At 73.4% G+C, this 25,335-nt stretch carries 29 protein-coding genes; 8 read left to right on the forward strand and 21 right to left on the reverse strand.

The window, feature by feature from the left end:
• Positions 1 to 4 precede the first annotated feature (4 nt).
• Together FQY79_RS09545 and FQY79_RS15380 are read left to right on the forward strand one after the other, a co-directional pair.
• Positions 5 to 946: an aspartate carbamoyltransferase catalytic subunit gene (locus tag FQY79_RS09545; RefSeq protein ID WP_146312689.1), complete on the forward strand. Its 942-nt coding sequence runs from the start codon at positions 5 to 7 to the stop codon at positions 944 to 946.
• A gap of 28 nt (positions 947 to 974) precedes the next feature.
• Positions 975 to 2,393 (forward strand): hypothetical protein, encoded by a 1,419-nt coding sequence (locus tag FQY79_RS15380; protein ID WP_186759917.1) that lies wholly within the window; start codon positions 975 to 977, stop codon positions 2,391 to 2,393.
• 58 nt (positions 2,394 to 2,451) lie between these two features.
• On the opposite strand, the gene FQY79_RS09555 is transcribed toward FQY79_RS15380, so the two are convergent.
• The 15 genes from FQY79_RS09555 to FQY79_RS09625 all read right to left on the reverse strand — a co-directional run bounded on the left by FQY79_RS09555 (position 2,452) and on the right by FQY79_RS09625 (position 15,055).
• Positions 2,452 to 3,261 (reverse strand): carboxylesterase family protein, encoded by an 810-nt coding sequence (locus tag FQY79_RS09555; RefSeq protein WP_425463201.1) that lies wholly within the window; start codon positions 3,259 to 3,261, stop codon positions 2,452 to 2,454.
• A gap of 90 nt (positions 3,262 to 3,351) precedes the next feature.
• Positions 3,352 to 4,713 carry a magnesium transporter gene (gene mgtE / locus FQY79_RS09560; RefSeq protein WP_146312690.1) on the reverse strand — a complete coding sequence of 454 codons (1,362 nt, stop codon included), beginning with the start codon at positions 4,711 to 4,713 and terminating at the stop codon, positions 3,352 to 3,354.
• Positions 4,714 to 4,859: 146 nt separating this feature from the next.
• Positions 4,860 to 6,587: a phosphoenolpyruvate--protein phosphotransferase gene (gene ptsP, locus FQY79_RS09565; RefSeq protein ID WP_146312691.1), complete on the reverse strand. Its 1,728-nt coding sequence runs from the start codon at positions 6,585 to 6,587 to the stop codon at positions 4,860 to 4,862.
• Positions 6,587 to 6,856 carry an HPr family phosphocarrier protein gene (locus tag FQY79_RS09570; RefSeq protein WP_146312692.1) on the reverse strand — a complete coding sequence of 90 codons (270 nt, stop codon included), beginning with the start codon at positions 6,854 to 6,856 and terminating at the stop codon, positions 6,587 to 6,589. Before FQY79_RS09570 ends, ptsP begins: the two co-directional genes overlap by 1 nt.
• An 8-nt stretch (positions 6,857 to 6,864) precedes the next feature.
• Positions 6,865 to 7,260, reverse strand: a complete 396-nt coding sequence (locus FQY79_RS09575; RefSeq protein ID WP_146312693.1) for a PTS sugar transporter subunit IIA — start codon at positions 7,258 to 7,260, stop codon at positions 6,865 to 6,867.
• A 110-nt stretch (positions 7,261 to 7,370) separates the two neighbouring features.
• Positions 7,371 to 8,216 carry an RNase adapter RapZ gene (gene rapZ, locus FQY79_RS09580; RefSeq protein ID WP_186759936.1) on the reverse strand — a complete coding sequence of 282 codons (846 nt, stop codon included), beginning with the start codon at positions 8,214 to 8,216 and terminating at the stop codon, positions 7,371 to 7,373.
• Positions 8,217 to 8,266: 50 nt separating this feature from the next.
• A complete protein-coding gene (gene hprK, locus FQY79_RS09585) occupies positions 8,267 to 9,235 on the reverse strand; it encodes an HPr(Ser) kinase/phosphatase (RefSeq protein ID WP_146312694.1) in 969 nt (322 codons plus the stop codon).
• 8 nt (positions 9,236 to 9,243) lie between these two features.
• The gene (locus FQY79_RS09590) at positions 9,244 to 9,711 is read right to left on the reverse strand and encodes a PTS sugar transporter subunit IIA (RefSeq protein ID WP_146312695.1); all 468 of its coding nucleotides are present in this window, start codon (positions 9,709 to 9,711) and stop codon (positions 9,244 to 9,246) included.
• A 15-nt stretch (positions 9,712 to 9,726) separates the two neighbouring features.
• Positions 9,727 to 10,056: a ribosome hibernation-promoting factor, HPF/YfiA family gene (gene hpf / locus FQY79_RS09595; protein WP_146312696.1), complete on the reverse strand. Its 330-nt coding sequence runs from the start codon at positions 10,054 to 10,056 to the stop codon at positions 9,727 to 9,729.
• 127 nt (positions 10,057 to 10,183) lie between these two features.
• Positions 10,184 to 11,626, reverse strand: coding sequence for an RNA polymerase factor sigma-54 (locus tag FQY79_RS09600; RefSeq protein ID WP_146312697.1), 1,443 nt, complete (start codon positions 11,624 to 11,626; stop codon positions 10,184 to 10,186).
• A gap of 33 nt (positions 11,627 to 11,659) precedes the next feature.
• On the reverse strand, positions 11,660 to 12,379 hold the full coding sequence (lptB, locus tag FQY79_RS09605) for an LPS export ABC transporter ATP-binding protein (RefSeq protein WP_146312698.1): 720 nt from the start codon (positions 12,377 to 12,379) through the stop codon (positions 11,660 to 11,662).
• Positions 12,379 to 12,915: a lipopolysaccharide transport periplasmic protein LptA gene (gene lptA / locus FQY79_RS09610; protein WP_146312699.1), complete on the reverse strand. Its 537-nt coding sequence runs from the start codon at positions 12,913 to 12,915 to the stop codon at positions 12,379 to 12,381. Before lptA ends, lptB begins: the two co-directional genes overlap by 1 nt.
• Positions 12,896 to 13,459 carry an LPS export ABC transporter periplasmic protein LptC gene (lptC, locus tag FQY79_RS09615; protein ID WP_146312700.1) on the reverse strand — a complete coding sequence of 188 codons (564 nt, stop codon included), beginning with the start codon at positions 13,457 to 13,459 and terminating at the stop codon, positions 12,896 to 12,898. Before lptC ends, lptA begins: the two co-directional genes overlap by 20 nt.
• Entirely contained in the window at positions 13,456 to 14,001 is a 546-nt protein-coding gene (locus FQY79_RS09620; RefSeq protein WP_186759918.1) for a KdsC family phosphatase, read from the reverse strand. Before FQY79_RS09620 ends, lptC begins: the two co-directional genes overlap by 4 nt.
• Before the next feature lie 46 nt (positions 14,002 to 14,047).
• The gene (locus FQY79_RS09625; protein WP_146312702.1) at positions 14,048 to 15,055 is read right to left on the reverse strand and encodes a KpsF/GutQ family sugar-phosphate isomerase; all 1,008 of its coding nucleotides are present in this window, start codon (positions 15,053 to 15,055) and stop codon (positions 14,048 to 14,050) included.
• 123 nt (positions 15,056 to 15,178) lie between these two features.
• Here FQY79_RS09625 and FQY79_RS09630 point away from each other — a divergent pair, with 123 nt between their 5' ends.
• The 3 genes from FQY79_RS09630 to FQY79_RS09640 are packed head-to-tail and all read left to right on the forward strand — an operon-like array spanning position 15,179 to position 17,006.
• Complete coding sequence (locus tag FQY79_RS09630) at positions 15,179 to 15,418, forward strand: BolA family protein (protein WP_146312703.1); 240 nt, start codon at positions 15,179 to 15,181, stop codon at positions 15,416 to 15,418.
• Positions 15,418 to 16,680 (forward strand): UDP-N-acetylglucosamine 1-carboxyvinyltransferase, encoded by a 1,263-nt coding sequence (gene murA, locus FQY79_RS09635; protein ID WP_146312704.1) that lies wholly within the window; start codon positions 15,418 to 15,420, stop codon positions 16,678 to 16,680. The genes FQY79_RS09630 and murA overlap by 1 nt, the downstream gene beginning before the upstream one ends.
• Positions 16,677 to 17,006, forward strand: a complete 330-nt coding sequence (locus FQY79_RS09640) for a hypothetical protein (RefSeq protein WP_146312705.1) — start codon at positions 16,677 to 16,679, stop codon at positions 17,004 to 17,006. Before murA ends, FQY79_RS09640 begins: the two co-directional genes overlap by 4 nt.
• A gap of 34 nt (positions 17,007 to 17,040) precedes the next feature.
• Here the strand turns inward: FQY79_RS09640 and FQY79_RS09645 are convergent, their stop codons facing one another.
• Genes FQY79_RS09645 through purM form a run of 4 tightly spaced genes read right to left on the reverse strand, consistent with a single transcriptional unit; the run spans position 17,041 to position 20,292 of the window.
• Positions 17,041 to 17,739: a DUF3108 domain-containing protein gene (locus FQY79_RS09645; RefSeq protein ID WP_246123075.1), complete on the reverse strand. Its 699-nt coding sequence runs from the start codon at positions 17,737 to 17,739 to the stop codon at positions 17,041 to 17,043.
• 23 nt (positions 17,740 to 17,762) lie between these two features.
• A complete protein-coding gene (locus tag FQY79_RS09650; protein ID WP_146312707.1) occupies positions 17,763 to 18,557 on the reverse strand; it encodes a DUF3108 domain-containing protein in 795 nt (264 codons plus the stop codon).
• Between the two features lie 10 nt (positions 18,558 to 18,567).
• Positions 18,568 to 19,227, reverse strand: coding sequence for a phosphoribosylglycinamide formyltransferase (gene purN / locus FQY79_RS09655; protein ID WP_246123076.1), 660 nt, complete (start codon positions 19,225 to 19,227; stop codon positions 18,568 to 18,570).
• Positions 19,228 to 19,236: 9 nt separating this feature from the next.
• On the reverse strand, positions 19,237 to 20,292 hold the full coding sequence (gene purM, locus FQY79_RS09660) for a phosphoribosylformylglycinamidine cyclo-ligase (RefSeq protein WP_146312708.1): 1,056 nt from the start codon (positions 20,290 to 20,292) through the stop codon (positions 19,237 to 19,239).
• A 131-nt stretch (positions 20,293 to 20,423) separates the two neighbouring features.
• On the opposite strand from purM, the gene FQY79_RS09665 reads away from it, so the two are divergent.
• The 3 genes from FQY79_RS09665 to hda are packed head-to-tail and all read left to right on the forward strand — an operon-like array spanning position 20,424 to position 23,432.
• Complete coding sequence (locus FQY79_RS09665; RefSeq protein WP_146312709.1) at positions 20,424 to 21,506, forward strand: DUF2066 domain-containing protein; 1,083 nt, start codon at positions 20,424 to 20,426, stop codon at positions 21,504 to 21,506.
• Positions 21,507 to 21,519: 13 nt separating this feature from the next.
• A complete protein-coding gene (locus tag FQY79_RS09670; protein ID WP_146312710.1) occupies positions 21,520 to 22,713 on the forward strand; it encodes an AI-2E family transporter in 1,194 nt (397 codons plus the stop codon).
• Positions 22,714 to 22,718: 5 nt separating this feature from the next.
• Positions 22,719 to 23,432, forward strand: a complete 714-nt coding sequence (gene hda / locus FQY79_RS09675) for a DnaA regulatory inactivator Hda (protein WP_146312711.1) — start codon at positions 22,719 to 22,721, stop codon at positions 23,430 to 23,432.
• Between the two features lie 91 nt (positions 23,433 to 23,523).
• Here the strand turns inward: hda and murU are convergent, their stop codons facing one another.
• Both murU and FQY79_RS09685 read right to left on the reverse strand, forming a co-directional pair.
• Positions 23,524 to 24,258, reverse strand: a complete 735-nt coding sequence (murU, locus tag FQY79_RS09680; RefSeq protein WP_146312712.1) for an N-acetylmuramate alpha-1-phosphate uridylyltransferase MurU — start codon at positions 24,256 to 24,258, stop codon at positions 23,524 to 23,526.
• Positions 24,259 to 24,273: 15 nt separating this feature from the next.
• Positions 24,274 to 25,299, reverse strand: a complete 1,026-nt coding sequence (locus FQY79_RS09685) for an aminoglycoside phosphotransferase family protein (protein ID WP_146312713.1) — start codon at positions 25,297 to 25,299, stop codon at positions 24,274 to 24,276.
• Positions 25,300 to 25,335: the final 36 nt, after the last annotated feature.

A 25,335-nucleotide genomic window follows, 5' to 3' on the forward strand; every position in this document is an offset into this window, starting at 1 on the left:
CCCCATGACCATCCAGACCGACGCCGACGGCCGCCTCGTCCACCTGCTCACCCTGGAAGGCCTGCCGCGCGAGGCGCTGCAGGCGCTGCTCGATCGCGCCGAGGCCTTCGCCGCCGGCGGCGACGCGCGCCAGTCCCTGGCGGGCATCGCGGTGTGCACCCTGTTCTTCGAACCGTCCACCCGCACCCGGCTGAGCTTCCAGCGTGCCTGCCAGCGCCTGGGCGCGGACGTGCTCGGCTTCGATGCTGCCAGTTCCTCGACCACCAAGGGTGAGACCGCGCGCGACACCTTGCGCACCATCGAAGCGATGGGCGTGCGCGGTTTCGTGGTCCGGCACTCGGGCGACGGCGCGGTCGCCGCGCTCGCTGCCGCCGCCGCGCCGGGTACCGTGCTGGTCAATGCCGGCGACGGCCGCAACGCGCACCCGACCCAGGGCCTGCTGGACATGCTCACCCTGCGCCAGGCGCTCGGACATGACTTCGGCGGGCGCAGCTTCCTCATCGTCGGCGACGTCCTGCACTCGCGCGTGGCGCGCTCGGACCTGCATGCGCTGCGGACCCTGGGCGCCGGCCGGATCCGCGTGTGCGGACCGCCGCGCCTGCTGCCCGGCGAGGACGTCCTCGCCGGCTGCGAGGTCTTCCACGAGCTCGATGCCGCGCTCGAGGGCGTGGACGCGGTGATGATGCTGCGGCTGCAGCGCGAGCGGATGGAGGAGGGCCTGGTCGGCTCGCTCGAGGACTACCACCGCGACTACGGCCTGACCGCCGCGCGCCTGCGCCGCGCCGCGCCCGGGGCGGTGGTGCTGCACCCGGGGCCGATGAACCGCGGCGTGGAGATCAGCGACGAGGTTGCCGACGGGCCGCAGTCGCTGGTGCTGCGCCAGGTCGCCAACGGCGTCGCGGTGCGCATGGCGGTGCTCGAGCGCCTGCTCGGCGGGCGCGGTTGAGCGCGCGGGTGCCGCCGCGCGGGCCGGCATGGACCTGACTCCGTCTGCCGCAGGCCACGCCGGTCCCACCCGCGCCGACCGGCTCGCGCTGGGGATCCTGCTCGCGGCGATGCCGTTGCTGTGGCTGCCCGCGGCGTGGACGCCGTTCTGGGGCGACGACTACCACTACCTGTCGGGCGCGCACCTGGCCAACGAGGCCGGGACCCCGTGGCTCACGACCTTCTGGCCGGAGCAGCCGCTGTACTTCTGGCGCCCGCTGTCGCAGGAGGCCTGGTGGCGCGTGGTGGAGGGCGTGCTGGGCGGCGACGTCCGCCTGGCGCATGCGGCGCTGCTCGTGTTCCACGCCCTGGCCGCGATCGCGGTGGGGCTGCTGGCCCGGACGCTGGCACGGGCCTGCGCCTGGCGCGACGCCGGCACCATCGCCGCGCTGGCCGCGATGCTCTACGGCGTGCTGGCCCTGCACCTGCTCCCGGTGCATTGGGTGGCCGCGGCGAACAGCCCGCTGCTGGTGCTGTTCTCCGCGCTGGCGATGGCCGCCTGGCTCGCCGCCGGCCAGGCGGCAGGCGCGCGGCAGGCGCTGCTGGCCGTGGCGACGCCACCGCTGCTGGCGCTGGCGCTGCTGAGCAAGGAGTCGGCGGTCCTTGCCCCGGTGCTGATGGTGGTGCTCTCGATCTTCGCCGGGCGCAGGCCCGGGCGCGCCCAGGTCCTGGCATGGGTCGCCTGCCTGGCGGTGGCGGCGGCCTGGCTCGCGCTGCGGGCCCGGGCCACCGGCGCTCCCGCGCCGGAGTATGCCTACGCCTTCGGCGGCAACCTGGTCCGCAATACCGCGTCGCTGTGCGCGTGGCTGCTGAACGTGCCGCGCGAGGCGCTGCGCATGCTGGCCACCGGCGCCACCGCCGCGGGCGCCGCGTGGGCCGCCGCGGCGGCGCTGCCGGTGCTGGTGGGACTGGGGCTTGCGGTCCGGGGCGGCGTGTCGCGGCTCGCGCCGCGGCAGTGGCTGCTGCTGCCGGTCGCCGTGGGCATCGCCTACGCGCCCTACCTGCCCCTGCAGTGGAACAGCTACGCCTACTACGCCGCGGTGGCCGCGATCGTGCCGGCGATCGCCCTGGCGCGCCTGCTGGCGGGCCGCCGGGTCGCGCCCGTCGTGGCACTGCTGCTGGCGGTCTCGTCGGCGATCGCGGTCGAAGGCACGCGCCGGCTCGACCACCCGGGGCTGCTCGGCCGGGCGCGCTGGGCGGAGTCCACGCTGCGCGAACTCGAGCGCCAGTCGCCGCGTCCGCCGCTGTCGGTGGTGGTCGAGGACGAGCAGCGCTTCTACGCGATCGGCGGTGCCGGACTGGCGTGGCGGCTGGGCCTCGCGCCCGGGGACGTGCGACGGGTCGCCGCCTGCCCGCAGGAAGGCGCCTGCCTGCAGGTCCGCGCCGACGGAAGCTGGCGCCTGGACTAGCGCACGCCGGAGGCCCGCGGCCCGGTCCGGGGCCGGGAACGCGAACGCCGGGAACGGGTCAGCGCTGCCCGGTCGCGCCCGGTCGCACCTGCGCGAACAGCCAGTCCCACAGCTGCGGGGTGGCATAGGCCGGGTCCCAGCTGTTGTGGTCGGCGTCGGGGAACTCGGTGTAACGGGCGTCGCGCGCGCCGGCGGCGCGGAAGGCGGCGTCGAGCCGGCGCGAATACTCGACCGGGACCGCGCCGTCGCGCGCGCCGTGGAAGATCCACACCGGGAGATCGCGCAACCGCTGCGCCACCGCCGCGTATGGATCGTCCTCGCCCTCCAGGCCGCCGACCGCCATCGACGGTCGCCGCGGATGCAACAGGCCGCCGCACACCGGCACCAGCGCGGCGAAGCGGCCGGGCTGGCGCAGCGCCAGGTCCCAGGCGCCATAGCCGCCCATCGACAGGCCGGTAAGGTAGGTACGGTCGGGGTCGCCGCCGAATTCGCGCGTGGCCGCCTCGAGCTGGGCGGTGACGACCTCGGCCAGCTGGTTCCACTCCGCGCCCTCCGGCGCCTGCGGGAACACCACGATCGCGGGGAAGCGCGCGGCCTCGGCGCGCACGCGCGGGCCCAGCCCGACCTCGAGCTGGCTGCGATTGTCGTCGCCGCGCTCGCCCGAGCCGTGCAGGAACAGCACCACCGGCGCCTTGCCGGGCGTGGCCGCGCGCGCCGGCACGAAGACCTGGTAGCGATGCGGACGGCCCTCGAGCACGATCTCGCGTTCGACGAAGGTGCCGGTGTCCTGGCGCTGCGGGGCGGAGCTGCAGGCGGCGAGCACCATCGCGGCGAGTGCGAGGGCGGGCAGTTGCAGGGACATGCTCATGCGGACCTCGTGGCGTGAGGGAACGATTGCCGACCATACCGTGCGCACGGCGGCGGGGGTACCGCCCGCGCCGCGGCGGCCGGCGCGCGGTCAGTGCAGCAGGATGATCGTGGCCAGGCCCAGGAAGCTGAAGAAGCCCATCACGTCAGTGATCGCGGTCACCGCCACCGTGCCGGCCACCGCGGGATCGATGTGCAGGCGCTTGAGCAGTAGCGGCAGCAGCACGCCGGCCAGTGCCGCCGAGCAGAAGTTGAGCACCAGGGCGGCGGCGATCACCGTCGACAGCAGCCATGAGCCGAACCACAGCAGCGCCACCGCGCCGACCAGGATCCCGATCAGCAGGCCGTTGATCAGCGCCACGCGCAGTTCCTTCCACAGCAGGATCCCGGCGTTGCTCTGGCCCACCTGTCCCAGGGCGATGCCGCGCACCATCAGCGTCAGCACCTGGACCGCGGCGTTGCCGCCGATGCCAGCGACGATCGGCATCAGCACCGCCAGGGCCACGATCTTCTCGATCGTGGCCTCGAACTGGCCAATTACCAGGGACGCCAGGAAGGCGGTGAGCAGGTTGATCCCCAGCCACACCACGCGCCCGCGCACCGCGCGCCGGATCGGCGAGAACAGGTCCTCGTCCTCGTCCAGGCCGGCCGCGCCCAGGGCCTGGTGCTCGGCCCGCTCGCGGATGATGTCGACCACGTCGTCGATGGTGATGCGCCCGAGCAGCACGTTGCCGTCGTCGACCACCGGCGCCGACACCCAGTCGTTGTCGGAGAACTGGCGCGCGACCTCCTGCGCCGGAGTGTCGACGTGCAGCGACTCGAGCTCGTCGTCGATCAGCTGGTTGATCGGCGTGGCCGGGTCGCGCGTCACCAGGTCCTGCAGCGCCACCCAACCGATCAGCTGGTGGCGGCGGTTGACCACGTACAGGTGGTCGGTGTGCTCGGGCAGCTCGCCGCGCAGGCGCAGGAAGCGCAGCACCACGTCGACCGTGGTGTCGGCGCGCACCGTCACCACCTCCGGGTTCATCAGGCGGCCGGCGGTATCCTCGGCATAGGACAGGACCTTCTCGAGCCGCTCGCGGTTCTCGCGGTCCATCGACAGCAGCAGCTGGTCGATCACCGCGTCGGGCAGGTCCTCGACCAGGTCGGCCAGGTCGTCGATGTCGAGGTCCTCGACCGCGGCGACCAGCTCGTCCTGGTCCATGTCCGCGATCAGGCTCTCACGCACCTCGTCGCCGACGTGGACCAGCACCTCGCCGTCGTCGGCGGGGTCGACCAGGCCCCACACCACCATGCGCTTGTCGGGCGGCAGCGATTCGAGCAGGTTTCCGATCTCGGCCGGCGCCAGGGTGTGGACCATGCGCCGGACCGGGCCCAGCCGGCCGCTGTCGAGCGCGTCCGAAAGCAGGCGCAGTTGGCGCGCGGTCTTGTCGTGGCGGACGGCTTCGGCCATGCGCGGCGGCTCCGGCGTTGCGAGGGCGTGGCGCGCGGCGTTGCGCGGCCGGTCATGCGTTCATGGGCGCATTATCCCCCGTGGCCGCCGCGGTTGCCCAGCCTCGCGGGCTTCGTCGCCGGCGATCGGTCGCGACCGGTGGGTCGTCAGTGCGCTGGCCGCGCGTGCCGCCGCAGCCAGCGCTCCATCGCCGCGCGGTCGCGACAGCGCAGCAGCGAGGGTGCCGCGGCGCGCAGCGCACCCAGGTCCTGGGCGCGGATCGCCTGCCGGACCTCCAGCAGCATGCCCGGGTGCAGGCTGAACTCCTCCAGCCCCAGCGCCAGCAGCATCGGGGTGAGGGCCGGGTCGCCGGCCATCTCGCCGCACACCGCCACCGGTTTGCCGCGCGCGCGCGCGGTGCGGATCACCGACTGCAGCAGGCGCGCGAGCGCCGGATGCAGCGGCGAGTACAGTTCGCCGAGCGCATCGTTGCCGCGGTCGGCGGCCAGCAGGTACTGGGTCAGGTCGTTGGTGCCGATCGAGACGAAGTCGACGTCGTCGATGAAACCCGACAGCGCGATCGCCGCCGCCGGGACCTCGATCATCGCCCCCACCGGCACGTGCTCGGCGACCTCGCGCCCTTCGGCGCGCAGCTCCGCCGCGACCTCGCGTACCAGCGCCGAGACCGCCAGCACTTCCTCGCGGCCGCTGACCATCGGCACCAGCACCCGCAGCGGGCCGTAACCGGAGGCGCGCAGCATCGCCCGCAGCTGGGTCCGGAACACGTCCATGCGCGCCAACGACAGGCGCACGCCGCGCAGGCCCAGGGCGGGATTGGGTTCGTCGGCCTGGGCCAGGCCGGTGCGGTCGGCCTTGTCGGCACCGATGTCCATGGTGCGGATGGTCACCGTGCGCCCGGTCATGGCCAGGACCACGTCGCGATAGGCGCGGAACTGCTCCTCCTCGTCAGGCAGTTCGCTGCGCTGCAGGAACAGGAACTCGGTGCGGTACAGGCCCACGCCGGCGGCGCCGAGCGCATGCGCGCCGGTCACGTCCTCGCGCGACTCGGCGTTCGCCCACAGCTTGATGTCCACCCCGTCCAGGGTGCGCGAGGGCTCGCGCCGCAGGCGGTGCAGCTGCTTGCGCTCGCGCTTTTCCTCGCGCAGCCGGGCACGGTAGACGCGCAGGTCGTGGGCGTCGGGCTCGACGATGATCTCGCCGGTGGCGCCATCGACCACCAGCACGTCGCCGTCGTTGACCTGCTGCAGCGCCTGCGGCGCGCCCACCACCAGCGGCAGGTGCAGGCTGCGCGCCAGGATCGCGCTGTGCGAGAGCGCGCTGCCGGCGGCGGTCACCACCGCCAGCACGCCCTGGGCCTGCAGCTGGCTGAGCTCGGACGGGGCGATGCTGTCGGTGACCAGGATCTCCCCGGCCACCCCGCGCAGGTCGGCGTCGCGCCGGTGCAGCATGGCGTGGATCCGCCCGACCACGTGGTCGATGTCCTCCACCCGGCTGCGGAAGTAGGCGTCGTCCATGCCCTGGAACACCGCGGCCAGGCGGTCGCGCTGCAGGCGCAGGGCGTAGTCGGCGCCGTACAGGTCGCGGCGCACCAGGTCGTCCAGCCCCTGCAGCAGCTCGGGGTCCTCGAGCAGCAGCGTGTGCAGGTCGAGGAACTCGCCCACCTCGTGCGCCAGCGCGCCGTGCAGGCGGTCGCGCATGTTGCGCATCTCCGCGCGCACCGCGTCGATGGCGACGTGCAGGCGCCCGAGCTCGGCCTCCACCGCCTCCGGCGCGATCCGCGTCTCGGCGACCTCCAGCGCGTGCGGCTGGCGGACCCGGGCACGGCCCAGGGCGCTGCCCCGGGACGCGCCGTGGCCGGCCAGCGCGTGCCGCATCAGCCGCCCTCGTCGAACTTGCGTTCGAACAGAGCGGCCGCCGCCTCCATCGCCGCTTCCTCGTCCTCGCCCTCCAGGCGCAGCACGACGGTGGTGCCGTGGCCGGCGGCGAGCAGCATCACGCCCATGATGCTCTTGGCGTTGACCTCGCGGCCCTTGGCCATCAGGGTGGCGTTGCTGCTGAAGCCCGACAGCACCTGGACCAGCTTGGCGGTGGCGCGCGCGTGCAGGCCGAGCTTGTTGGCGATGCGCAGTTCGCGTTCGATCATCGTCGGCCTCAGGCGTCGTCGTGGACCACCCCGTTGCGCGCGCCGGCGGCGGCGACCGCGGGAAGCTCCTCCAGGGGAAGTTCAGGATAATTCATCACCCGCAGCAGCATCGGCAAGCTCAGCGCCGACACCCGGCGCGCGGGCGTGCCCAGGCGCGCGAGCCGGGCGGCGAGGTTGCTGGGGCTGGCGCCGTAGAGGTCGGTGAGGATCAGCACGCCCTCGCCGCCGTCGGCGCGGCGCATCGCCGCGCTGGCCTGCGGCAGCAGGGCCTCGGGATCGGCGTCGAACGGGACCTCGAAGGTCTCCAGTCGCAGCGGCAGGTTGCCGCGCAGCAGGGTGTGCGCCACCGCGGCGAGCGCGGTGCCGATGCCGGGATGGGTGAGCAGGAGGACGCCGACGGCCATGCCCGCAAGTTAGCAGACGCGTGTGACGGCCCGGAAGCGCCGATGGCCGATGCCGGTGCGCGTGCCGGCGGCGCCCGGTGGCGGGGCCCGCGTCGGCGGGCCGCCGCGGCTCAGTCGAGTTCGCGGTGGAAGGTCGCGACCTCGGTCCAGCCGCGCTCGCGCGCGTGGCTGGCCAGGGTTTCGGCCAGGTAGACCGACCGGTGGCGGCCGCCGCTGCAGCCGAACGCGACCGTCACGTAGCTGCGGGTGCCCGACTGCATCCGCGGCAGCCAGGTGTCCAGGAACGCCGACACCTGCTGCACGTATTCGACCACCTCCGGACGCGCCTCCAGATAGGCGCGGACCTCGGCGTCGCGGCCGGACAGCGGCTTGAGCCGGGGGTCCCAGTGCGGGTTGGGCAGGCTGCGCGCGTCGAACACGAAGTCGGCATCGGCCGGCAGGCCGCGGCGGTAGGCGAACGATTCGAACAGCAGCGACAGCGACGAGTCCCGGGTCAGGCCCAGTTCGGTCAGTACCCGGTGGCGCAGCTGGTGCACGTTGAGGTCGCTGGTATCGAGCACCATGTCGGCCAGCGAACGCAGCGGCTTGAGCGCCTGGCGCTCGAGCGCGATCGCGTCGGCCAGGGCCAGCCCCAGGTGGGTCAGCGGGTGCCGGCGGCGGGTGTCGGCGTAGCGCCGCAGCAGCGATTCGTCGCTTGCGTCGAAGAACACCAGCTGCGGTTGCAGCCCCATCGCGCCCACCGCCGACAGCCATTCGGGGAGCTTGGCCAGGTCGCCGCGGTTGCGCATGTCGATGCCCACCGCGAGCTTCTGCTCGGCGCGCTCGGGGTGGGTGGCGGTGCGCACGAACTCCGGCAGCAGTTCCGCCGGCAGGTTGTCCACGCAGTAGAAGCCCAGGTCCTCGAAGGTGTTGAGGGCCACGCTCTTGCCGCCGCCGGACATGCCGGTGACGATCAGCAGCGAGGCGGGCGCGCGGCCGTTCCCGGCCGGGGGTGGAACAGGATCGGTCACGGCAGCGCAGGCTCCTCGCCGCTTTCAAGGAAATGGGAGTGGCGGGCCAGGAAGGCGGCCGCCGGATCAATGCCCTTCGAACGCAGGATATGGGTGCGGGTGGCGGCCTCGGTCAGCACCGCCAGGTTGCGGCCGGGCATGACCGGGAGCGTGATCATCGGCACGTCGAGGTCGAGCACGCGGCGGTGGCCGAGGTCGCCGGTCAGCCGCACCATGCCGTCCTCGTGCAGCGCCGGCTCGGCGTCGGGCTTGGCCAGGTGCACGATCAGGCGCAGGTACTTGTTCCGCTTGACCGCGGTGTCGCCGAACATCTGGCGGATGTTGAGCACGCCCAGGCCGCGCAGTTCCAGCAGGTCCTGGAGCAGGTCGGGGCAGGTGCCGTCGAGCACGTCGGGCGCGATCTGGGTGAACTCGGGCGCGTCGTCGGCCACCAGGCGGTGGCCGCGGGTGATCAGCTCCAGCGCCAGCTCGCTCTTGCCCGATCCGGCCTCGCCGGTGATCAGCACGCCGATCGAGTACACCTCCATGAACACGCCGTGCAGGGTTACCCGCGGCGCCAGCGCGCGGGCCATGTGGTACTGCAGGTGGTTGAGCAGTTCGTGGCCGCGGCGTGGCGAGACCCACAGCGGGGTCTGGGTTTCCTCGGCTGCGGCGCGCAGGTCCTCGGGACAGGCCTGGTTCTTGCTGATCACCAGCGCCAGCGGGCGGTACTGGATCACGCGCTCGATGGTTTCCCAGCGCAGCCGCGGGTCCAGGCCGTCGAGCCAGGCCAGCTCTTCGCTGCCGAGGATCTGCACCTTGTTGGGGTAGATGATGTTGAGGTAGCCGGCCAGCGACGGGCGGCGGGCGTTGGTCTCCACCGCCTCGAGCACCCGCGACTGGCCCTGCTGCCCGGCCAGCCAGCGCAGGCCGAGGCGCTCGTGCTGCTGCTCGAACAGGTCCAGGGCGGTCAGGCGCTGGCTCATCGTCGGGCTCAGGCGAGCGCGTGGGCGGGGGCGGTGGCGAGCAGCACGCGCCGCAGCGCGGCCACGCCGCGCGCCGCGCGCAGGCGCCCGCGGAACGCCGGGTCGGAGAACCGCGCCGCGATCTCGGCCAGGTGCTGCAGGTGTTCCTCGGGCCGGTCGTCGGTGGCCACGAGGGCGAACACCAGGTCGATGGCGCCGCCGTCCCGGGCCCCGAAGTCCAGTCCCCGCCCGAGCCTCAGGAATGCGCCGCGCGCGGCGGGGAAGGCGTCGCTGCGCGCGTGCGGGATCGCCACGCCGTGGCCGATCGCGGTGCTGCCCAGGCGCTCGCGCTGGTCCAGCGCCTCGGCGATCCCCGTCGCCGCGGCGCCGGGGCCTCCCGCCAGCAGCTCCGCCGCGGCCGCGAGCACCCGGGCCGGCGAGCCGGGTTCGTCGAGCACGACGATGCGGTCGGCGCTGAGCAGGTCGGTCCAGGGCATGGCGTGCTCGCCGGGTCAGCCGAAGCTGCCGTCGCGCGCCGGGTTGGCGCCGCGATGGTGGTCGGTCTGCTTCTTGTGCTGCTTGAGCAGCTGTCGGTCGAGCTTGTCCACCAGCAGGTCGATCGCCGCGTACATGTCCACGCCGGTGGCGTCGGCGTGCATCGCCTTGCCGCCCGCCGGGACCAGGGTGGCCTCGGCCTTGTGGTGGGGCTTGTCGAGGCTGAGCTGCACGCGCACCTCGAACGGCCGCTCGACGTGGCGTCCGAGCCGCTCCAGCTTGTTCTCCACGTACTCGCGAAGGGCCGGGGTCACTTCGATGCCATGGCCGTAGGTCTGGATCTGCATCAGCTGCCTCCTGTCTGGGAACCCCAGCATCGCCCAAAGCGGGCCGCCGTGGGTTGAAGACAGGTTAACGCAGCGTTACGCGCCCGGCGACCGACGCGATCATGGACAACCCCCCGGCCGGGGCGGTTCAATCGATCCTTATGCGCTCGTGCGAGGCGGCGATCTGCATCGCCTCGCGGTACTTGGCCACGGTGCGCCGGGCCACCGGCACCCCGGAGGCCTTGAGCGATTCGGCCAGGCGGGCGTCCGACAGCGGCCTGCGCGGGTCCTCGGACTCGATCAGGCGCCGGATCATCTGCTGGATCGCCACGCTGGAGGCCTCGCCGCCGCCCTCGGTGTCGATGCCCGAGGCGAAGAAGTCGCGCAGCGCGATCGTCCCCCGCGGGGTGTGCACGTACTTGCGGGCGACCGCGCGCGAGACCGTGGATTCGTGCATCCCGATCTCGGCCGCGACCTCGCGCAGGGTCAACGGCCGCAGCGCGCTGGCGCCGAACTCCAGGAACCCCGACTGCTGGCGGATCAGGCAGCGCACCACCTTGAGCAGGGTCTCGCCGCGCGCCTCGAGGTTCTTCAGCAGCCAGCGCGCCTCCTGCAGTCGGCCCTTGAGATAGCCGGCGTCCTCGCCGGCCGCGGTCTGGATCATGCGCTCGTAGGCCTGGTGGATGGTCAGCCGCGGCATCGAGTGCGGGGCCAGCATCGCCTGCCACACGCCGTTGCGGCGCACGATCACCGCGTCGGGCACCACGTAGCTGTCCGACGGCAGTTCCCCGACCTGGGAGCCGGGGCGCGGGTCCAGCGAGCGCAGCAGGGCGAGGGCGGTTTCGGCCTCCTCCGTGGTGCAGCCCAGCTGCTCGCAGACCCCGCGCACGCCCAGCCTGGGCAGGCGGTCGATCAGGGTGGTGGCCAGGGTGATCGCCAGCGCCCGGCCCGGGGTGTCCTCGGGCAGGGTGTCGAGCTGGATCCAGAGGCATTCGGCCAGGTCGCGCGCGCCCACGCCCACCGGATCCATGCGCTGGATCTGGCGCAGCACCGCGAGGATCTCGTCGTCGTCCGGCGCGTCGGCCTGCAGTGCGGCGGCGATCTCCGAGAACGGCGCCCGCAGGTAGCCGTCGTCCTCGATCGCGTCGACCAGGACCGCGCCGATGCGCAGGTCGCGCGGCGACAGGTGCGACAGGTGCAGCTGCCAGGACAGGTGGTCGCGCAGGGTTTCGGACTGGACCATGCGGGTGGTCGGGTCGCCGCCGTCGTCCTCGCCGCCGCGGCCGCCGGCGCCGCCGGCGCTGGGGTAGTCGAGGCCGGCGTCGTCCGCCCAGGCGTCGGCGCCCGCGTCCCATTCGCGTTCGTCGCCGGCCGGCGGGTCCTCGCCGGCGGCGCCGGCCTCACCGGTCGCCGGTTCGCCCGGCAGGCCCTGCGACTCCTCGGCCCAGTCGAGCAGGGGATTGCTTTCGACCGCGGCCGAGATCTCGGCTTCCAGTTCCACCGCGGGCAGCTGCAGAAGGTGCAACGCCTGGCGCAGCTGTGGCGTCAGGACTAGGTGTTGGCCCAGCGATGTCTGGAGGCGTGGCTTCATCGTCCCGCGGTGTCCCCTGGACGACGTGCACGGCTACAGGCGGAAGGACTCCCCGAGGTAGACCCGGCGCACGTCGGGATTGGCCAGAAGCGTGTCCGGAGCCCCCTGCGCGAGCACGCTTCCCTCGTTGAGGATATACGCCCGGTCGCAAATGCCCAAGGTTTCGCGGACGTTGTGGTCGGTGATCAGCACCCCGATCCCGCGGTCCTTGAGGTGTTCGACGATGCGCTGGATCTCCCCGACCGAGATCGGGTCCACGCCGGCGAACGGCTCGTCGAGCAGGATCAGCCGCGGCCGCGCGGCCAGCGCCCGCGCGATCTCGACCCGGCGCCGCTCGCCGCCGGACAGGCTGGCGCCGATCTGGTCGGCGACGTGGCCGATCTGCAGTTCGTCGAGCAGCGATTCGAGTTCGCGTGCGCGGCCGGCGCGGTCGAGGTCCTCGCGCAGCTCCAGCACCAGCATGATGTTGTCGGCCACGCTGAGCTTGCGGAACACCGACGGCTCCTGTGGCAGATAGCCGACGCCGCGGCGCGCGCGCTGGTGCATCGGTTCGGCGGTGATGTCGTGGCCGTCGAGCACGATCCGGCCCTCGTCGGCCGGGACCAGGCCGACGATCATGTAGAAGCAGGTGGTCTTGCCGGCGCCGTTGGGGCCGAGCAGGCCCACGACCTCGCCGGCGTCGAGGCTCAGCTGGAAGTCGCGCACGACCTCGCGCTGGCGGTAGCGCTTGCGCAAGCCTTCGGCGACCAGCATCAGTCGTTTCCGTCGTCGCCGGCGTCGCGCTCGCCGGTGCGGTTGCGCGGCTCGAACTGCAGGGTCACCCGGCCGCCGTTCTCGCCGCCGCCGCCCTGCACCTGGCCGGTGCGCATGTTGTAGACGATGCGCTCGCCGGCGATGCTGCCGCGGCCGGGCTGCTGCACGACCGCGCCGCCGGTGAACACCACCGTGTCCTGGCGCAGGTCGTAGTCGACCTGGGCGGCGGTCGCGTTCATGGTGCCGCCGTTGTCCATCTCCTGGCGCAGCTTGACCGGCGAACCGGTGAGCCTGGCGCTCTGGATGTCGCCGTCGCCCTGGCGGATGTCGGCACGCGCGGCCTCGATCACCAGCGAGCCCTGGACGATGTGGACGTTGCCGGTGAGCACGCACGGGCCGCCGTCGGTGACCACGCAGTCGCTGCGGTCGGCCTGCACGCGCATGGTCTGCCGGCGGTCGGAGGACTTGGCCACGGCAGCGTGCGCGAAACACACGGCGGCGACCGCGAGGACCAGCTTAGCGGTGGTTCGGGTCATTGGTGAGGCTCACGTCGGACAGGAGCTGGATGCGCTTGCCGGCCAGGTCGGCCTCCATCCCGGTACCGCGCATTGTAGTGCCGGGGGTGGTGATGGTCACGACGGCGTCGGAACTGGCGCGGTTGTCCTGCGGGTACACGTCGAGCCGCTCGGTGCGCATCACGGTCGGGCGGCCGCCGTCCGCGGGGCTGTCGGCCACCACGTCGCCGCGCAGCTGTACCAGGGTGCTCTTCTCGTTGACCCGGCCGGTGCGCGAGCGCACCTCCCAGCGGCCGCCCTCGCGGTCGGGCATCAGGAACAGCGGCGTGGTCAGCTCGAGGGTGCGCGCGCCCGGGGTCTGGCGCAGTTCCGGCGCGCGCAGCGAGAACGACTCCCGTCCCCCGCTGTCGAGGGTGACCACCTCGAAGTCGCGGAGGATGAAGTCCGAGCGCAGGTCGGCCGCCGCGTCTCCGGCTTCCGCCGGGTCTTCCCCGCGCCACGCGAACCAGCCGCTGAGCAGGGCGCCGGCGAGCAGGACGAGGATGATGGCCAGGCGCCAGTTCATCGCGCCCCGGCCTCCAGCAGGGCGTCCACGCGTCCCTGCGCGTGCAGGACCAGGTCGCACAGCTCGCGCACCGCGCCCTCGCCGCCGCGCGAGGGCGTGACCCAGTGGACCGCGTCGCGGATCCAGTGGTGGACGCTGGCCGGCGCGACCGCGAGGCCGGCGATGCGCAGCACGCCCAGGTCGGGCAGGTCGTCGCCCATGAAGGCCACCTGTTCGCGTTCCAGGCCCAGGCGCTGGCGGATCCGTTCGACGCAGGCGACCTTGTCCTTCACGTTCACGTGCGGCTCGGCGCCGAGCTCGCGGGCGCGGGCGGCGGCGACCAGGCTGTCGCGCGCGGTGACGAAGGCGACCGTGATCCCGGCCTTGCGCAGCTGCACCAGGCCTTGGCCGTCGAGCACGTGGAAGGCCTTGGACTCGCGGCCGGCGTCGTCGAACCACAGCCGGCCGTCGGTCAGGGTGCCGTCCACGTCGAAGCAGGCCAGCCGCACCTTCGCGGCACGAGCCACCAGTCCGGCGGGGTACTCGGGTCGGAAATGCGGCAAGGACACATCCTCCAGTCGTCGCGCCGGACCGCCCGGCAGCCAGGGATCAGACCACGCGTGCCCGGAACAGGTCGTGCACGTTGAGCGCACCGACCACGCGCTGCGAGTCATCGAGCACCACCAGGGCGTTGATCTTGCGGGTCTCCATCAGCCGCGCGGCCTCGACCGCGAGCGCCTCGCTGCCGATCGTGACCGGATCGCGGGTCATCACCTCGCCGATGGTGGTGGCGTAGACGTCCACTCGCCGGTCGCCGAGGGTGCGGCGCAGGTCGCCGTCGGTGAACAGCCCGAGCAGGCGGCTGTCCGCGTCGACCACGGCGGTCACGCCCAGTCGCTTGCGGCTCATTTCCAGCAGCGCCTCGCCCAGCGATGCATCGGGGCCGACCCGCGGGATGTCGTCGCCGGTATGCATCACGTCGGAGATGTGCAGCAGCAGGCGGCGGCCGAGCGCGCCGGCCGGGTGCGAACGGGCGAAGTCGTCGGCGGTGAAGCCGCGCGCCTCCAGCAGCGCCACCGCCAGCGCATCGCCCATCGCCATCGAGGCGGTGGTGCTGGAGGTGGGCGCCAGGTGCAGCGGGCAGGCTTCCTCGGGCACGCTGATGTCCAGGTGCACGTCGGCGGCCCGGGCCAGGGTCGACTGCGGGCGCCCGGTCATGGCCAGCAGCACGTTGCCTTGCCGCTTGAGCACCGGCAGCAGCATCAGGATCTCGTCGGACTCGCCCGAGTAGGACACGGCGAGCACCAGGTCGGCGTCGGTCACCATCCCCAGGTCGCCATGGCCGGCCTCGCCGGGGTGCATGTAGAAGGCGGGGGTACCGGTGGAGGCCAGGGTGGCGGCGATCTTGCGCGCCACGTGCCCGGACTTGCCCATGCCCGTGCACACCACGCGCCCGGTGCAGTGGTAGGCCAGCCGGCAGGCCTCGGAGAAGGCGCCGTCCAGGCGTGCGGCCACGGCCTGCAGGGCGCTCGCCTCGATGTCGAACACGCGCCGGCCGCTGGCCGCGAGTGCACTGGGGTCGGGGAGCTCGCGGGGCGTGGAATCTGCGTTGGCCATATCCGGGGCGCGGGGTTTCCGATAATCTAAGCGGTTCATTTTAGGCGCTCGCCCGGCGTGAAAGCGCCCGCCGCCCCGCCGCGGCCGCCCGCCGGCTCATGCGCGCTTCAGTCAGGAATTCCCTTGAACCCAGATACCATCCGCGATCTGATCCTGCAGGGACTGCCCGGCGCCCGGGTCCAGGTCACCGGCGACGACGGGGTCCACTTCGAGGCCGAGGTGGTCAGCGAGGCCTTCGCCGGCAAGCCCCTGCTGGCCCGCCACCGCATGGTCTACGCCACCCTCGGCGCGCTCATGGGCCGCGAAATCCACGCCCTGGCGATCGTCCGGGCCCAGACCCCGGACGAGGCCGCGGGCGCCTGATGGACAAGATCGTCGTCACCGGCGGGGTCGCCCTCGAGGGCGAGGTCCGCATCTCCGGCGCCAAGAACGCGGTGCTGCCCATCCTCTGCGCCACCCTGCTGGCCGACGGGCCGGTGGAGATCGGCAACGTGCCCGACCTGCACGACGTGCGCACCACCGCGCGCCTGCTGCGCGGGCTCGGCGCCGAGGTCGAACACGCCGCGGACGCGGCCGTGGTCCGGGTCGATCCGCGTCCGGCCAGCGGCCACGTCGCGCCCTACGAACTGGTGCGCACGATGCGCGCCTCGGTGCTGGTGCTCGGGCCGCTGCTGGCCCGGCACGGCGCGGCCGAGGTGTCGCTGCCGGGCGGCTGCGCGATCGGCTCGCGCCCGGTGGACCTGCACATCCGCGCGCTCGAGACGCTGGGCGCGGAGATCACGGTCGAGCACGGCTACATCAAGGCGCGTGCCGGCCGCCTGCGCGGCGGCGAGGTGAAATTCGACATGGTCAGCGTCGGCGCGACCGAGAACGTGCTGATGGCCGCGACCCTGGCCGAGGGCACGACCACCATCGACAACGCCGCGCGCGAGCCCGAGATCGTGGACCTGGCCGCTTGCCTGGTGGCGATGGGCGCGCGGATCGAAGGCGCGGGCACGTCGCGGATCGTGGTCCACGGCGTGGATGCGCTGCACGCGGCGCGGCACCAGGTGATCGCCGACCGGATCGAGACCGGCACGTTCCTGGTCGCCGGCGCGATCACCCGCGGCCGCGTGGTGGCCACGCACGCACGCCCGGACACGCTCGACGCGGTGCTGGCCAAGCTGCGCGAGGCCGGCGCCGACATCGAGGTCGACGGCGACCGGATCGCGCTCGACATGCGCGGCCGCCGCCCGCGCGCGGTCGATATCGTCACCGAGCCGCACCCGGGCTTCCCGACCGACATGCAGGCGCAGCTGATGGCGCTCGACTGCATCGCCGAGGGGACCGGCACGATCGACGAGCGGATCTTCGAGAACCGCTTCATGCACGTGAACGAACTGATGCGCCTCGGCGCCCACATCGACATCGACGGCCATCGCGCCACCGTCACCGGCGTCGAGCGCCTGACCGGCGCCCCGGTGATGGCGACCGACCTGCGCGCCTCGGCCTCGCTGATCCTCGCCGGGCTGGTGGCCGAAGGCGAGACCACGATCGACCGCATCTACCACCTCGACCGCGGCTACGAACATATCGAGCGCAAGCTCTCGGGCCTCGGCGCGCGGATCCGGAGGATCGCGGCATGAGCGCCACCCCGCGTTGGCGGCTGTCGCCGCGGCGCAAGGCGCTGCTGGCGACCGTGCTGTTGGCGATGGTGGCGATGCTGGCGCTGCGCTGGATGGGCGTGGCCGGCTTCAACGGCACCCAGCCGCGGGAGATGGACTGGGACGAGGACGGCACCGCAACCCGCGCCGAGATCCTGCAGGGCTACACCATCGTCGGGGTGGAGGAGACGCGCGAAGGGCCGCGCACCTGCCGCCGCTATGCGCGCCTGGGGCGGCGCGACGAACCGTTCCGGGTCGAATGCCGGGTGGTGCTGGCGCCCGGCGCGGACGACGAGGACGGGCGCTAGCGTTCCCGGGCCGGGCGCGTCGCGCCGTGGCCGCTCAGTCAAACGAGCGCAGGGTCAGGTCGATGTGGTCGCGCCCGTCGCGCTGCTGGAGGATGCGCGCCGGCACCGGCAGGTCGTCGACGATCCACGCGGTGATGCTGCGCTCATCGTTCTTCCACGCCACCTTGGTCGCGGTGCGGGTTCTGCCGGCGACGGTGATCGATTCGGTGCCGACCGGGCGGAACACCTGCCTGCGCGCCCGCCCGTCCTCGACCAGCCGGTAGGACAGCGGCTTGCCGGCGCGGAAGTCGCGCACCAGGGCCAGGTTCATCAGCATCCCGTCGACGTCGCCCGGCTGCAGGCGCACCGGCCCGCGGCGGTCGTCCTTCACGTCGCCGTCCCAGGTCGCCTGGCCGCTGGCCCAGTCGTAGGTCGCGGTGGTCGTGCGCGGCTTGACCAGCATCGCCGCCAGCCCGGATTCGCCGCGCTGCGAATCGCGGCTCGACACCGGCCGCCACTGCTCGCCATCGGCCTCGAACACGGTGTTCTGCTCCAGCCGCGCGCCGGCGCCGCTCACCTCCAGGCTGTACTTCCAGCGGTTGCCGCCGGCCGGTTCCAGGGCCATGCGCCCGGTCGCCTGCAGGCCCATGTAGCGGGCGGCGTAGTCGGCGGTGAATGCTTCGACCGCGGCCGCCGGCGCGCTGGCCAGGGCGAACAGCACGGCGAAGGCGATGGCGGGCAGGGGGGCTCTCATGGGGCAGGTCCTCGAACGCGGGTTCATTGCAGGGTCCGGTACTCGACCAGGCGCAGGTCCACGGCGTCCTCGCCGTCTTCGCGCTGGAGGATGCGCACCGGGGTGGGCACGCCGTCGGCGACCCACAGGATGGTTTCGTCGTTGCCGCCGTTGGTGCGCTCCACGCGCAGCGCCTCGTAGCTCAGGCCGGCCACTTCCACCGGCCCGGTGGCGTCCGCGGCCCGGTAGACGTGGTCGCGCGCGCGGCCGCGGTCGACGAAGCGGTACTCGAGCGTGCGCCCCGGCGCGGCGTCGCGGACCACCGCCAGGTTGATCAGCAGGCCGCTCATGTCGCCGGGCCGGATCGGCACCGGTGCGCGCCGGGCCTTGCTGACGTCGCCGGTCCAGCGCGCGGCGCCGGAGTGCCAGTCGTAGGTGCCGGTGGTGCGGCGGTTGAAAAACAGCGCGGCCTTGCGGGTGGTGCTCTGGGCGAGCGGGCGGTACTCGCCGTCCGCCAGGTCGAACACCGTGCTCTGGTCGATGTTCAGGCCGACGATGCCGGCGAAGCCGCGGTCGCCGCGCACGCCCAGATCGATCCGCCAGCGGTTCGCCTCGTCGTGCACCAGCTGCATGGTCGCGGTGCCGGCCCGGCGGCCGTCGTACCAGGCTTCGTAGGTGGCCAGGAACGGCTCGAGCGCCCGCGGTGCCGGCGTGGCGTCGGCGGGCGCCGCGGCCGATTCGTCCGCCGGCGGCGCCTGCACCGCGGATTGCGCGCGCGCGGACGCGCCCGGAACCGGGGCGAGGGCGACGGCGGCGATCAGGAGCAGGGCATGGCGCATGGGCCGCACATCATGCAAACGCGTCGTTGCATGACAGCTGAAGCGGCGCGGTCAGCGGGCGTCCATCGAAGTGAACGCGGTCTTCACGCAACGCGATGCGTCCGGCCGCGAACAGGCGCAGCGTTTCCACCAGCAGCGGATGCTCGCGCGCCAGCACCCTTGCCGCGAGCGCGTGCTCCTCGTCGCCCGGCTGCACCGGCACGCGCGCCTGCGCGACCACCGGACCGCCGTCGAGGTCGGCGCTGACGAAGTGCACGCTCGCGCCGTGCTCGGCCACGCCGGCCTGTAGCGCCTGGCGGTGGGTGTGCAGGCCCTTGAAGGCGGGCAGCAGCGAGGGATGGATGTTGATCACGCGCCCGGCGCGCGGAGTGATCACGCCCGGGTCGATCAGGCGCATGTAGCCGGCGCACACCACCAGGTCGGGCCCGAGCGCGTCGACCGCCGCGAACAGCGCATCGTCGAACGCCGCGCGCGAGGCGAAGCCGCGCGGGGACAGCGCATGGGCCGGCACGCCCGCGGCCTGCGCGCGTTCGAGCGCCTGCGCCGACGCGCGATCGGAGAACACGCCCGCGACCTCGGCCGCCAGCCGCCCGCCGGCGATCGCATCGAGGATCGCCTGCAGGTTGCTGCCGCGGCCGGAGGCCAGTACGGCCAGGCGCAGGCGCCGCACCCCGGGCCCTCAGCCGATGCGCACGCGTGGCCCGTCGCCGGCGGCGACGACCTGGCCGATCCGCCAGTGGGCCAGGCCCAGGCGCGCCAGTTCGCCGCCGAGCGCGGCGACGCGGTCGCGATCGACCAGCAGCACGAAGCCGATGCCGCAGTTGAAGGTGCGCCACATCTCCTGCGGTGCGACGTTGCCCTCGCGCTGCAGCCAGTCGAACACCGGCGGCAGTGGCCAGGCGCTGGCATCGATGTCCAGGCCCAGGCCGTCGGGAACGACCCGGATGATGTTCTCGGTCAGGCCGCCGCCGGTGATGTGGGCCATGCCGTGGATGTCCGGGCCGAGGCTGCCGCGCAGCAGTTCCAGCACCGGCCTGACGTACAGCCGGGTCGGCGCCATCAGCGCATCGGCCAGGGCCACGCCGCCGACGTCCAGGTCGGCCGGCCGCCCGGCGCGGTCGTAGATGCGCCGGATCAGTGAATAACCGTTGGAATGCGGGCCGCTGGAGGCGATGCCGACCAGCACGTCGCCGGCGCGCACCGACGAGCCGTCGCGCAGCTCGGACTTCTCCACCGCGGCCACGCAGAAGCCGGCCAGGTCGTACTCGCCCGGCGGGTACATGTCCGGCATTTCGGCAGTCTCGCCGCCGATCAGCGCGCAGCCGGACAGCTCGCAGCCCCGGGCGATCCCGCCGACCACCGCGACGGTGGTCTCGACGTCGAGCTTGCCGGTGGCGAAGTAGTCGAGGAAGAACAGCGGCTCGGCGCCCTGCACCAGCACGTCGTTCACGCACATCGCCACCAGGTCGATGCCGATGGTGTCGTGGCGGCCGAGCTGCTGGGCCAGCTTGAGCTTGGTGCCGACGCCGTCGGTGCCCGAGACCAGGACCGGCTCGCGGTACTTGCCGGACAGGTCGAACAGCGCGCCGAACCCGCCCAGGCCGCCCATCACTTCCGGGCGCATGCTGCGCGCGACCAGCGGCTTGATGCGCTCGACGACTTCGTTGCCCGCGTCGATGTCGACGCCGGCGTCGCGGTAGGTCAGGCCGCTGGGGCCGGGAGGCGGGGTGGTCACGGGTGCTCACGAGGGGCCGGGCGGCCCGCGATTCTAGCAGCCGCGGCCCGCCGGGCGGCCGCGGGCGGCCAGCGCGCCGGGGCTTTGTGGCACCATTCGGCCTCTGCTTCTTGGCTGCACAGGGACACCGGATGCGCGGTTTGCGACGAGCGGGGCAAGGCCTGGCCTGGGCGCTGGTGCTGCTGCTGGCGGCGACGCCGGCGCTGGCGCAGCGGGTCGAGGGCGAGCGCGCCGTCGCCAGCGGGCTCTACGAGGCCGAGGTGCCGGTGCGCAGCCAGTCCGAGGAGGAGCGCCAGGCCGGCTTCGCGCGCGCGCTGGCCCAGGTCTTCAGCAAGCGTTCGGGCGACCGTTCGGTGGCCAACCGCCCGGGCGTGGGCCAGGAGCTGCGCCGCGCCGCCGACTACGTCGAGGGCTTCGACTACCGCCAGGACGAAAGCGTCGGCGCCAGCGGCGCGCCCAGGTTCCGCACCATGCTGGTGGTGCGCTTCAAGCCCGAGGCGGTGGATGCGCTGGCCGACGCCCTGGGGCTGCCGGAGTGGCCGCAGCCGCGGCCCAAGCCGGTGGTCTGGCTGGCGATCGACGACGGCAACGGCCCGCGCCTGGTCGGGCTGCAGCACAACAACGTCGCCCGTCCGCTGCTGCAGCGGGCGATCGAGCGCGGCTACCGCCTCGGCCTGCCCTCGGGCAGTGCCGCCGAGCAGGCCGCCGCGGCCGCGATCTGGCGCGGCGACACCGCCGCGATCGCGCGCCTGTCGGCGCGCTACAGCCCGCCGATGCAGCTGGTCGGCAAGCTCTACCGCAGCGAAGGCGGCTGGCAGGCGGACTGGATCTTCGTCGACGACGGCCGGGTGCTCGCGCGCTGGTCGGAGCGCGACGGCGATGCGCGCCGCGCCCTGGCCACCGGCGCCGACGGCGCGGCCGACGCGCTGGCCAAGCGCTACGCCAAGGCCACCGCGCCGCGGGAACCGGTCACCCAGGCGCTGGTGTTCACCGGCGTGCACGGCAGCCGCGACTACCTGCGGCTGGCGGCGGAGCTGCAGCGCATGTCGGTGGTGCGCGCGATCCGCCCGCAGCGGGCCAGCGAGGGCCGGCTGGAGGTGGAACTGGACCTGCTGAGCGGGATGGAGGGCTTCCGCCGCATGGTCGATGGCGAGGTGCTGCTGGAGGTCGAGGGCGCGGATGCGTTCGCGCGGCCGGTGTTCCACCTGCGCTGAGGGACGGCCGGACATGGACCAGGCGCCGCTGGATGCCAACGCCGACATCGCACGCTTCCTGCGCCGGCTGCAGTGGGGCCTGGCGGGGCTCGCGGCCCTGTGGCTGGTGGCCCTGCTCGGGCCGATCCTGACCCCGTTCGTGCTCGCTGCCCTGCTGGGCTGGCTGGGCGACCCGCTGGTCGACCGGCTCGAGCGCGCGGGCCGGTCGCGGCCGGTCGCGGTCACGCTGGTGTTCGTGCTGATGCTGATGCTGCTGGTGCTGGTGGTGCTGATCCTGGTGCCGATGGTCGAGCGCCAGGTGGTGACCCTGATCGAGGCGCTGCCGCAGTACCGGGCCTGGTTCATGGAGACCGCGCTGCCCTGGGTGGAGCAGCGCACCGGGATCGAGATCACCACCTGGCTCGACCCGCAGCGGCTGTTCGAGCTGGCGCGCAACCACTGGACCCAGGCCGGCGGCGTCGCCACGGCCCTGTTCGGCTACCTGTCCAGCTCCGGCTTCGCGTTCCTGGCCTGGATCGCCAACCTGGTGCTGTTGCCGATCCTGACCTTCTACTTCCTGCGCGATTGGGATCTGCTGGTCGAGCGGGTGGCGGTGATGGTGCCGCGCGACCATGTCGCCACGGTCGCCCGGCTGGCGAAGGAGTCGGACGAGGTGCTGGGGGCGTTCCTGCGCGGCCAGTTCATCGTGATGCTGGCGCTGGGCGCGATCTATGCGCTGGGGCTGACCCTGGTGGGGCTGAAGCTGGGCCTGCTAATCGGCATCATCGCCGGCCTGATCAGCTTCGTGCCCTACCTCGGCGCGGCGACCGGGATCGTGCTGGCGGTGCTCGCCGCGCTGGTGCAGGCGCAGGGCTTCGACCTGAAGCTGCTGGTGCTGGTGGGCGTGGTGTTCACCGTCGGCCAGCTGATCGAGAGCTACATCCTCACCCCGCGCATCGTCGGCGACCGCATCGGCCTGCATCCGGTGGCGGTGATCTTCGCGATCATGGCCGGCGGCCAGCTGTTCGGGTTCGTCGGCATGCTGATCGCGCTGCCGGTGGCGGCGGTGGGCAACGTGCTGCTGCGCTTCGCCCGCGAGCGCTACACGCAGAGCCGGCTGTACGCCGGCGACGGCCCGCGGATCGTGCTCGGCGAGCCGCGGCCCGCCGGCGAGGCGGCGCCCGGGGCCCAGGGGGACGAGGCCGGCCCGCGCGACGGCGGCGCCTGACCCCGATGCCGGCGCGGACACCGTCCCCGCAGCTGCCGCTGGCGCTGCGCTATCCCCCCGACCAGCGGCTGGAGACCTTCGCCGGCGACCGCGCGCTGCCGCTGCAGCTGCGGCAGTTCGCCGGCGGCGGGGCGGGGCGCACGCTGCTGCTGGTCGGGCCGGCGGGCAGCGGCAAGACCCATCTCGCCCTCGCCGCCTGCGCCGAGGCCGAGGCCGCGGGCCTGCGCGCCGCCTACCTGCCGCTGGCGACCACGCCGGGCCGGCTGCGCGAAGCCGTGGAGGCAATGCACGCCTTCGACCTGGTGGCGCTCGACGGACTCGAGGCGGTGGCCGGCGAGCCGGGCGACGAGCTGGCGCTGTTCGATTTCCACAACCGCATGCACGATGCCGGCCGGCGCCTGCTGTACACCGCGCGGGTGGCGCCCGATGCGCTGGGATTGCGGCTGCCCGACCTGCGTTCGCGCCTGGGCCAGTGCACCCGCGCGGTGCTCGAGCCACTGGATGACGCCGGTCGCCGGGACCTGCTGCGGCTGCGGGCCCGGCGCCGCGGGCTGCAGGTCGACGAGGCCGCGATCGAATGGCTGTTGCGCCGCGCCGACCGCGACCCCGCCTCGCTCACCCGCCTGTTCGAGCAGCTGGACGTGGCCGCGCTGGCCGCCCAGCGGCGGCTGACCGTGCCCTTCCTGCGCAGCGTGCTGGGCGGCGCAGGCGACGCCTGACCCGCGCCGCCGCGCGCCTGCGCCGCGGTGCGCGAGCCTCGCATCGACCCGGGTCCGGCGGTGCAGGCCGTGCCGTCATTCGCGGCGCCGCTCAGCCCGGCCGGATGCCTGCAGGGCCGCGCTGCGCCAGGGCGCGGTCCAGGGCCTCGAGCCGCTGCGGCGTGCCGACATCGGTCCAGGCGCCGTGGTGGTGTTCGCCGGTGACGGCGCCACGGGCCATGGCCGCGCGCAGCAGCGGGGCGAGGCGGAAGCGGGGCGGAACCTCGCCGGCGCCCGGCGCATCGCCGATGACCTCGCGCCAGCCCTGGAGCAGGCGCGGACGGTAGACGCCGATGCCGGCGAACGTGAGCCGCGGCCCTGCGTCGTCCTCACTGGCGAGCCTGCCGTCCGGGCGCAGTATGAAGTCCCCGCGTGGGTTGTGCGCCGGGTTGTCGACCAGCACCAGGTGCGCGTCGCCGGCGGGTTCGCGCGGCAGGCCGGCGAAGTCGAAGTCGGTCCAGATGTCGCCGTTGATCGCGATGAACGGGGCGTCGCCCAACAGCGGCAGCGCGTGCAGCATGCCGCCGCCGGTTTCCAGCGGCACCGCGCCCTCGTGCGACCAGGTGATGCGCAGGCCGAATGCGCCGCCGTCGCCGAGCGCTTCCGGGAACCGCTCGGCCAGCCACGAGACGTTGACCACCACCTCGTCCACGCCGATCGCCGCCAGCCGCTCCAGGTGCCAGGCGATGAGCGGCTTGCCGCCGGCGGCCAGCAGCGGCTTGGGCGTGGTGTCGGTGAGCGGGCGCATGCGCTCGCCCAGGCCGGCGGCGAAGACCAGCGCCTTCATCGCCCGGACGCGCGCTCAGGCATGGATGGCCACCGGTTCCAGCGCTGCCAGCGCCGGGCGCACGCGCCCTTCGATCAGCGCCGCCAGCGGCGCCAGCGACGGGTGGCGGGGCAGCACCGCGTCGAGATAGGCGACGAAGCGTGGCGCGTCGGCGACGTACTTCGGCTTGTCGTCGCGGTGCTTCAGGCGGGCGAAGATGCCCAGCACCTTGAGGTGGCGCTGCACGCCGATCAGGTCGAGGTCGCGGCGGAAGTCCTCCAGCGGCGGCACCGGCAGGCCCGCTTCGGAGGCCAGGGCGTGGTAGCGGGCATGCCAGCCGGCCACGCGCGCTTCCGGCCAGCTCAGGAACGCGTCCTTGAACAGGCAGGCCGGGTCGTAGCCGATCGGGCCGAGCACCGCGTCCTGGAAGTCGAGCACGGCGACGTCGTCGCCGCAGGGCATCAGGTTGCGCGGCATGTAGTCGCGGTGCACCAGCACCCGCGGCTGGGCCAGCGCCGCGTCCACCAGCACGCGGTACACGCCGTGCAGCGACTCGCGTTCGCCGTCGTCGAGCGCGATGCCCAGGTGCACGCCGAGGAACCATTCGTCGAACAGGCGAAGTTCGCGCAGCAGCAGGTCCGCGTCGTAGGCGGGGAAGCCGTCGGGCACGGCGATCGACTGCAGCTGGACCAGGCGCCGCATCGCGATCTCGAACAGCGCGTCCGCGCTGGCCTCGTCGAGGATGTGCAGGTAGGTCTGGCGGCCGAGATCCTCCAGCAGCAGGAAGCCCTGCGCGAGGTCGCGCGCGAGCACCGCCGGCACGCGCAGGCCGCCGGCCTCCAGCAGGTCGTGGATCTCCAGCCACGGACGCACGTCCATGAGCCCGGGCGGTGCGTCCATCAGCACCAGGCTGGGCTCGCGTCCGGTGGTGCGCCAGTAGCTGCGGAAATCGGCGTCGAACGAGGCGCGCTCGAGTCCGGTGTCCGGCTCGCCGAGCGTGCTACGTATCCATTCAATGCGCTGCCGGTCGCGCTCGCTGGAAGGGGGGTCGGTTGGGGCCATGGGTTCTCCGGCCGGCGGTGGCCGGCAGGCAAAGGG

This window comes from Luteimonas wenzhouensis (assembly GCF_007859305.1).
Lineage (GTDB): Bacteria > Pseudomonadota > Gammaproteobacteria > Xanthomonadales > Xanthomonadaceae > Luteimonas > Luteimonas wenzhouensis.

Coding starts and splice junctions, on each gene's coding strand:
- FQY79_RS09545 (WP_146312689.1), top strand. CDS start 5: ATGACCATCCAGACCGACGCCGACGGCCGCCTCGTCCACCTGCTCACC.
- FQY79_RS15380 (WP_186759917.1), top strand. CDS start 975: ATGGACCTGACTCCGTCTGCCGCAGGCCACGCCGGTCCCACCCGCGCC.
- FQY79_RS09555 (WP_425463201.1), bottom strand. CDS start 3,261: ATGAGCATGTCCCTGCAACTGCCCGCCCTCGCACTCGCCGCGATGGTG.
- mgtE (WP_146312690.1), bottom strand. CDS start 4,713: ATGGCCGAAGCCGTCCGCCACGACAAGACCGCGCGCCAACTGCGCCTG.
- ptsP (WP_146312691.1), bottom strand. CDS start 6,587: ATGCGGCACGCGCTGGCCGGCCACGGCGCGTCCCGGGGCAGCGCCCTG.
- FQY79_RS09570 (WP_146312692.1), bottom strand. CDS start 6,856: ATGATCGAACGCGAACTGCGCATCGCCAACAAGCTCGGCCTGCACGCG.
- FQY79_RS09575 (WP_146312693.1), bottom strand. CDS start 7,260: ATGGCCGTCGGCGTCCTCCTGCTCACCCATCCCGGCATCGGCACCGCG.
- hprK (WP_146312694.1), bottom strand. CDS start 9,235: ATGAGCCAGCGCCTGACCGCCCTGGACCTGTTCGAGCAGCAGCACGAG.
- FQY79_RS09590 (WP_146312695.1), bottom strand. CDS start 9,711: ATGCCCTGGACCGACCTGCTCAGCGCCGACCGCATCGTCGTGCTCGAC.
- hpf (WP_146312696.1), bottom strand. CDS start 10,056: ATGCAGATCCAGACCTACGGCCATGGCATCGAAGTGACCCCGGCCCTT.
- FQY79_RS09600 (WP_146312697.1), bottom strand. CDS start 11,626: ATGAAGCCACGCCTCCAGACATCGCTGGGCCAACACCTAGTCCTGACG.
- lptB (WP_146312698.1), bottom strand. CDS start 12,379: ATGCTGGTCGCCGAAGGCTTGCGCAAGCGCTACCGCCAGCGCGAGGTC.
- lptA (WP_146312699.1), bottom strand. CDS start 12,915: ATGACCCGAACCACCGCTAAGCTGGTCCTCGCGGTCGCCGCCGTGTGT.
- lptC (WP_146312700.1), bottom strand. CDS start 13,459: ATGAACTGGCGCCTGGCCATCATCCTCGTCCTGCTCGCCGGCGCCCTG.
- FQY79_RS09625 (WP_146312702.1), bottom strand. CDS start 15,055: ATGGCCAACGCAGATTCCACGCCCCGCGAGCTCCCCGACCCCAGTGCA.
- murA (WP_146312704.1), top strand. CDS start 15,418: ATGGACAAGATCGTCGTCACCGGCGGGGTCGCCCTCGAGGGCGAGGTC.
- FQY79_RS09640 (WP_146312705.1), top strand. CDS start 16,677: ATGAGCGCCACCCCGCGTTGGCGGCTGTCGCCGCGGCGCAAGGCGCTG.
- FQY79_RS09645 (WP_246123075.1), bottom strand. CDS start 17,739: ATGAGAGCCCCCCTGCCCGCCATCGCCTTCGCCGTGCTGTTCGCCCTG.
- FQY79_RS09650 (WP_146312707.1), bottom strand. CDS start 18,557: ATGCGCCATGCCCTGCTCCTGATCGCCGCCGTCGCCCTCGCCCCGGTT.
- FQY79_RS09665 (WP_146312709.1), top strand. CDS start 20,424: ATGCGCGGTTTGCGACGAGCGGGGCAAGGCCTGGCCTGGGCGCTGGTG.
- FQY79_RS09670 (WP_146312710.1), top strand. CDS start 21,520: ATGGACCAGGCGCCGCTGGATGCCAACGCCGACATCGCACGCTTCCTG.
- hda (WP_146312711.1), top strand. CDS start 22,719: ATGCCGGCGCGGACACCGTCCCCGCAGCTGCCGCTGGCGCTGCGCTAT.
- murU (WP_146312712.1), bottom strand. CDS start 24,258: ATGAAGGCGCTGGTCTTCGCCGCCGGCCTGGGCGAGCGCATGCGCCCG.
- FQY79_RS09685 (WP_146312713.1), bottom strand. CDS start 25,299: ATGGCCCCAACCGACCCCCCTTCCAGCGAGCGCGACCGGCAGCGCATT.